The 6,318-nt window shown below is 70.1% G+C and carries 5 protein-coding genes and 1 tRNA gene; 1 reads left to right on the forward strand and 5 read right to left on the reverse strand.

Annotated features, from left to right (window positions below):
* Positions 1 to 145: 145 nt before the first annotated feature.
* The 5 genes from thrC to ACWDSL_RS51135 all read right to left on the reverse strand — a co-directional run bounded on the left by thrC (position 146) and on the right by ACWDSL_RS51135 (position 5,784).
* On the reverse strand, positions 146 to 1,261 hold the full coding sequence (gene thrC / locus ACWDSL_RS51115) for a threonine synthase (protein ID WP_450496344.1): 1,116 nt from the start codon (positions 1,259 to 1,261) through the stop codon (positions 146 to 148).
* Positions 1,262 to 1,289: 28 nt separating this feature from the next.
* Positions 1,290 to 2,582, reverse strand: coding sequence for a homoserine dehydrogenase (locus tag ACWDSL_RS51120; RefSeq protein WP_450496348.1), 1,293 nt, complete (start codon positions 2,580 to 2,582; stop codon positions 1,290 to 1,292).
* A gap of 120 nt (positions 2,583 to 2,702) precedes the next feature.
* On the reverse strand, positions 2,703 to 4,094 hold the full coding sequence (gene lysA, locus ACWDSL_RS51125; RefSeq protein WP_450496345.1) for a diaminopimelate decarboxylase: 1,392 nt from the start codon (positions 4,092 to 4,094) through the stop codon (positions 2,703 to 2,705).
* 19 nt (positions 4,095 to 4,113) lie between these two features.
* Complete coding sequence (nrtL, locus tag ACWDSL_RS51130; RefSeq protein ID WP_450496346.1) at positions 4,114 to 5,124, reverse strand: ArgS-related anticodon-binding protein NrtL; 1,011 nt, start codon at positions 5,122 to 5,124, stop codon at positions 4,114 to 4,116.
* Positions 5,125 to 5,355: 231 nt separating this feature from the next.
* On the reverse strand, positions 5,356 to 5,784 hold the full coding sequence (locus tag ACWDSL_RS51135; RefSeq protein ID WP_078610448.1) for a response regulator: 429 nt from the start codon (positions 5,782 to 5,784) through the stop codon (positions 5,356 to 5,358).
* Positions 5,785 to 6,007: 223 nt separating this feature from the next.
* On the opposite strand from ACWDSL_RS51135, the gene ACWDSL_RS51140 reads away from it, so the two are divergent.
* Positions 6,008 to 6,079 (forward strand) — tRNA-Arg (locus ACWDSL_RS51140).
* Positions 6,080 to 6,318: the final 239 nt, after the last annotated feature.

Genomic DNA, 6,318 nt, shown 5'->3' on the forward strand with positions numbered 1-6,318 from the left:
GCCGGCACCGCCGAGGACGTACTGGCCAAGGCGAAGACCGGCGCCGAGGAGACGCGCGCGTCCGCCACCGCCGAGAGCGAGCGGGTACGGACCGACCCCGGGCGCCGCCCGGCGCCGCGTGAACGAGGGCCAATGGGCCCGAAAATCAAGCCAGCCCGAGCCGCTCGGCAGCCGTGTCCGCGTCCACCGGCACCGTGACCGGCTGCGGCGCGCCCGCCACCGCCCAGTCCGGGTCCTTGAGGCCGTTTCCGGTCACCGTGCACACGATGCGCTGACCGGGGTCGACCAGACCCTGCTCGGCGGCCTTGAGCAGACCCGCGACGCTCGCCGCGGAGGCCGGCTCGACGAAAACGCCCTCCTGGGAGGCGAGCAGCCGGTAGGCGGCGAGGATTTGACGGTCGGTCACCTCGTCGATGAGGCCGCCGGACTCGTCGCGCGCCTGCTCGGCGAAGGCCCAGGAGGCGGGGTTGCCGATGCGGATCGCGGTGGCGATGGTGCTCGGGTTCCTGACCGGCTCACCGCGCACGATGGGCGCCGAGCCGGAGGCCTGGAACCCCCACATCCGGGGCGTACGGGAGGCGGGCGCGCCGAGCGGGCCGTCCGTCGCGTACTCCTTGTAGCCCTTCCAGTAGGCCGTGATGTTGCCCGCGTTGCCGACCGGCAGCACATGGATGTCGGGCGCGTCGCCGAGCATGTCGACGATCTCGAAGGACGCGGTCTTCTGCCCTTCGATACGGGCCGGGTTGACCGAATTGACCAGCGCCACCGGGTACTTCTCGGACAGCCCGCGGGCCAGCTCCAGGCAGTCGTCGAAGTTGCCGTCGACCTGGAGGATCTTGGAGCCGTGGACCAGGGCCTGGCCCATCTTGCCCAGCGCGATCTTGCCCTGCGGGACGAGGACGGCGCAGACCATTCCGGCCCGTACCGCGTAGGCGGCCGCGGAGGCCGAGGTGTTGCCGGTGGAGGCGCAGATGACGGCCTGGGCGCCGGCCTCCTTGGCCATGCTGATGGCCATGGTCATACCGCGGTCCTTGAAGGACCCGGTGGGGTTGGCGCCCTCGACCTTGAGGTGCACCTCGCAGCCGGTGCGCTCGGAGAGCACCTGGGCGGGGACCAGCGGGGTGCCGCCCTCGCGCAGGGTGACGACGGGGGTCGTCTCGCTGACCGGCAACCGGTCGCGGTACTCCTCGATGATGCCCCGCCAGCCCTGCCAGCGGCGGGTGCCGGACATCGCGGGCCCGGCGTCAGCGATTGTGTTCATGATCTTCCTTTACTCCCCTACTCACCCTCTACTCGCCCTCGACCCGCATGATGCTGGCGACATCACGGACGGTGTCCAGCCTGCGCAGCGCCTCGACGGTGGCCGTCAGGGCCGCGTCGCTCGCCTGGTGGGTGACCACGACGAGGGACGCCTCGCCGTCCTTCCCCTGCTGGCGGACCGTATCGATGGATACGCCATGCTCGGAGAAGACCGTGGCGACCTGGGCAAGAACTCCCGGTTTATCGGCGACGTCCAGACTGATGTGATAGCGCGTGATCACATCTCCCATGGGGCTCACGGGCAGCCGGGTGTACGCGGACTCGCCCGGTCCGGTGGTCTGGCCGAGCCGGTTACGGCAGGCGGCGACCAGGTCGCCGAGGACCGCCGAGGCGGTCGGCGAACCGCCGGCCCCAGGCCCGTAGAACATCAGCCGGCCGGCCGCCTCGGCCTCGACGAAGACCGCGTTGTACGCCTCGCGGACGGAGGCGAGCGGATGGCTCAGCGGAATCATCGCCGGGTGCACCCGGGCGGTGACCGACTGCCCGTCCTCGGCGCGCTCGCAGATGGCCAGCAGCTTGACCGTACAGCCCATGCGCTTGGCGGAGGCGATATCGGAGGCGGTGACCTCGGTGATGCCCTCGCGGTGCACATCGTCGAGGGTGACGCGGGTGTGGAAGGCGATCCCGGCCAGGATGGCGGCCTTCGCGGCGGCGTCGAAGCCCTCCACGTCGGCGGTCGGGTCGGCCTCGGCGTAACCGAGGGCGGTGGCCTCGTCCAGAGCCTCGCTGTAGCCGGCGCCGTTGGTATCCATCCGGTCGAGGATGAAGTTGGTGGTGCCGTTGACGATGCCGAGCACCCGGTTGACCTTGTCACCGGCCAGGGATTCGCGCAGCGGCCGCACCAGCGGAATCGCGCCCGCGACGGCGGCCTCGTAGTACAGGTCGACGCCGCGCTCGAGCGCGGCCGCGTGCAGGGCCGCGCCGTCCTGCGCGACCAGCGCCTTGTTCGCCGACACCACGCTGGCGCCGTGCTCGAAGGCGGTGGTGATGAGGGTACGGGCGGGTTCGATACCGCCGATGACCTCAACAACAACATCAATGTCGCCGCGTTTGACCAGGGCGGTCGCGTCGGTGGTGACCAGCTCGGCCGGAATCCCCTCGCGCACCCGGTTGGGGCGGCGCACGGCGATCCCGGCCAGTTCGACCGGGGCGCCGATGCGCGCCGTGAGGTCCGCCGCGTGCGTCGTCATGATGCGCGCCACCTCTGAGCCGACCACTCCACAGCCCAGCAGCGCCACTTTCAGCGGACGCGTACGCATCATCCGACCTCGCTTCTCATCCATCTAAGTAGTGCACCAGTCTCACTCACTGGACGGGACTTTCTATCCCCGGTCCAGTATCCGAGATTCGTTTCTCGCTAGCCGAGCTAGCCGCTAGCTCGCCTAACCGACATCAAGCCGCAGAAGATCTTCCTCAGTCTCACGCCGGAGGATCTCGCGCGCCTGCCCGTCCTTGACGGCGACGACGGGCGGACGGAGCGCGTGGTTGTAGTTGCTCGCCATGGAACGGCAGTACGCACCGGTGGCCGGGACCGCGATCAGATCCCCGGGCGCCACGTCGGCGGGCAGGAAGGCGTCCCGTACGACGATGTCGCCGGACTCGCAGTGCTTGCCGACGACGCGGGAGAGCATCGGCTCGGCGGTGGAGGTACGCGAGACCAGTGCCACCGAGTACTCGGCGTCGTACAGCGCGGTACGGATGTTGTCGGACATCCCGCCATCGACACTGACGTAGGTACGCAGCGCCGGCAGCTCCTTGACCGTCCCCACCTCGTACAGCGTGAACGTAGTCGGCCCGGCGATCGCCCGCCCCGGCTCGACCGACAGCCGCGGCACCGCGAGCCCGGCCGACTCGCACTCCCGGTGGACGATGTCGCGCAGCGCCTTGGCGATCTGATGCGGCTCGCTGGGGTCGTCCTCGGAGGTGTACGCGATGCCGAGGCCGCCGCCGAGGTCGATCTCGGGCAGCTCGATGCCGTGCTCGTCCCGGATCTCCTTGAGCAGCCCCACCACCCGGTGGGCGGCCACCTCGAAACCGGAGGTGTCGAAGATCTGCGACCCGATGTGCGAGTGGACGCCGATCAGCTCAAGACCGTCGAGCTTGAGCGCCCGCCGCACGGCCTCCGCGGCCAGCCCGCCGGCCAGCGGAATGCCGAACTTCTGGTCCTCGTGGGCGGTAGCGATGAACTCATGGGTGTGCGCCTCAACCCCGACCGTGACCCGGATCTGCACCCGCTGCCGCTTGCCCAGCCGCTCGGCGATATGCGCGACCCGCACGATCTCCTGGAACGAGTCGAGCACGATCCGCCCCACCCCGGCCTCGACGGCCCGACGGATCTCCGCCTCGCTCTTGTTGTTCCCGTGCAGCGCGATGCGCTCGGCCGGCATCCCGGCGCCCAGCGCGGTCGCCAGCTCCCCGGCGGAGCAGACGTCGAGGTTCAGCCCCTCCTCGTTGAGCCAGCGCACGACGGCGCGGCAGAGGAAGGCCTTCCCGGCGTAGAACACATCGGCGTCCTCCCCGAACGCCTCCCGCCAGGCCCGGCAGCGGGCCCGGAAGTCGTTCTCGTCGAGGAAGTACCCGGGCGTCCCGAACTCCTCGGCCAGCGTCTTGACGTCCACCCCGCCGACGGTGACCACCCCGTCGGCGTCACGCCCGACCGTACGGGCCCATACGCGCGCGTCCAGGGCGTTGAGGTCGGTGGGCGGTGCGGTGTAGTGCCCCTCGGGCAGCACATCGGCGTAGCGGGGCCCGGCGGGGTGTGCGGAACGGCTCATGGTGTCTCTCTCAGGTGTCTCACAGATGTTCCGGTGCGCTGATGCCGAGCAGGTGCAGGCCACCGGCAAGCACCGTCCCGGCAGCCTCGGCAAGGGCCAGCCGGGAACGGTGGGCGGCCAAGGGTTTCTGCTCGCCGCGCGGCAGGGGCGGGCACGCGTCGTGGAAGCGGAAGAAGGCGTCGGCGGTGGCCTCGAGGTGCCGGGCGAGCCGGTCGGGGGCGCGGTGGCGGGCGGCGGATTCGAGGAGGCGGGGGTAGTCGCCGAGGAGGGCGAGGAGGGCGAGGGCGGTGGGGTGGTCGTAAGCGCTGTCGACGCCGGAACCAACCCCAAGATCAACCGCATTCCTGAGGAGGCCGCGAACCCGGGCATGGGCGTACCGCACGCGGAACAGCGGATTGCTCTCGCGCTGGGCGAGGAGCCGACCGGGATCGAGATCGGGCAGATCGTGCGCGGCGGCCCGGAGCAGCACCCAACGAGCGGCATCAGGCCCAAGCCGCCCCAGCAGCTCCTCAGCACCGACCCCGGCGGGCCGCACGGCAAGCACCTCACCCCCGCCGGCGACCTCGCACTCCCCCCCACAAACACCCACAAGCCGCCCCACGACGGCCCCGACCAACACCCCACGCACCTCCCGCGCAGGCGCGAGCCGCACCAAGGTCCCGGCCAGAGCATCCGAGCGCCCGTAGTCCTCGCCGCACTCCAGCACGTTGCGTACGAGCGCGGCATGCCCGCCGGGATCGACGGTGATGTTCAAAAACCCGGGCCCGGCGATCTCCACCCCGGCGATCCCAGGCGTAACCACCAGCCGCCGCAGCAACACCTCGGCCACCCGCAAGGCGACCGCAGGCCCCCCGCCATCGACACCCCGGGCAAGCTGAAGCGCCACATTAGTCGCATAATCCCCACACCCCGCCCGAGGCGGAGCCTGCACCTTCACCCGCTCCGGCAGCACAGCCACCCGCAGCTCGTCGGCCTCGACGGCACGGCGCACGGTCTGCAGCACGGTGCGGGAGAGCTGGGCGGGTGTCACGGCACAAGCGTATGGGAGGAGGGGGGCGTCCCCGCGAATGGGTTTCGCCCCTCGGACGGCGAGCAGGCCAGCGGGAAGGCGTCCTGACGGGCGCAAGCGCACAGAGCAGGACCCGACCCGACAACCGGGCACGGGAACCGGGACGGCAGGAACCCAGACAGGAGGAACCTGGACAGCGGGAACCGAGACAGGGGACAGCCCGCCCCGGCCCCCACCGCCAGGCCCACGGACTCAGCCGGTAGGCCCCACAACAGGCTCCGCATCCCCAGGCGCCGCAGCGGCGGCGCCTGGCGTCATCAACCGACGCACCAGCTTTACCAGCGCGGCAGGCTCAAAGGGTTTCGCAAGGAACGCATCCACCCCCGCGGCCCTGCCGCTGTCCACTTCGTACTGCGTACACGCGCTGATGATCGCGACGGGCACATGACACGTGCGCGCATCGGCACGTAACCGGGACGCCGTATGAAGCCCATCCAGTCTGGGCATCACGACATCGAGAGTGATCACATCGGGCCGCACCTGGTGAACGATCTCCAGGCACTCGGCACCATCGGCCGCGGTCACGACCTCGAAGCCCTCAAGCTCGAGGTTGACCCTGATCAGCTGCCGGATGACCTTGTTGTCGTCGACGACAAGGACCCGGCCGGACAACCCAGGCACATCTCGAAGGGTAGGCGCGCACCCAGCGCTGCGTCCGGGTTTTGCCCACTTCCGCCACGTGCGGGGGACCTTTCCTCAAGACCCCACCGCCAAGCCTCCCAATGCGGTATACCCCCTCCGCTCACCCCGATCGGCCACCCGCCGGCCACCCCCGAAAAGCGTTCATGACCACCCCGAGCAAGCTGGTAGGGTTCTACCCGTCGCCACAAACAACAGCGACACCGCCCCCGTAGCTCAGGGGATAGAGCAACGGCCTCCGGAGCCGTGTGCGCAGGTTCGAATCCTGCCGGGGGCACCTCGAAGTAGGTGCCAGCAGACCCCGCCATCAGCGCAGACGCTGAGTGCGGGGTCTTCGCGCGTGTGCGGCCGAATGCCGCCGAAGGCAGCCCCATGACAGTGATCACGTAATGACCACGTAATGATCTTGATGGGCTTTCCGCAGGTCAGCGATTCAGCGCACCTTCGGTGCGCGCCGGGGGCGTGGTAAATGCCGTGGCGGGCGCCGGGGGTGCTTCTGTCTGCCCTGATGTGGGC

It is taken from the genome of Streptomyces sp. NPDC000941 (genome assembly GCF_053599555.1).

What these genes read in the sequence shown, in the direction of transcription:
- thrC (WP_450496344.1), bottom strand. Translation starts at nt 1,261, where the DNA reads ATGAACACAATCGCTGACGCCGGGCCCGCGATGTCCGGCACCCGCCGC.
- ACWDSL_RS51120 (WP_450496348.1), bottom strand. Translation starts at nt 2,582, where the DNA reads ATGATGCGTACGCGTCCGCTGAAAGTGGCGCTGCTGGGCTGTGGAGTG.
- lysA (WP_450496345.1), bottom strand. Translation starts at nt 4,094, where the DNA reads ATGAGCCGTTCCGCACACCCCGCCGGGCCCCGCTACGCCGATGTGCTG.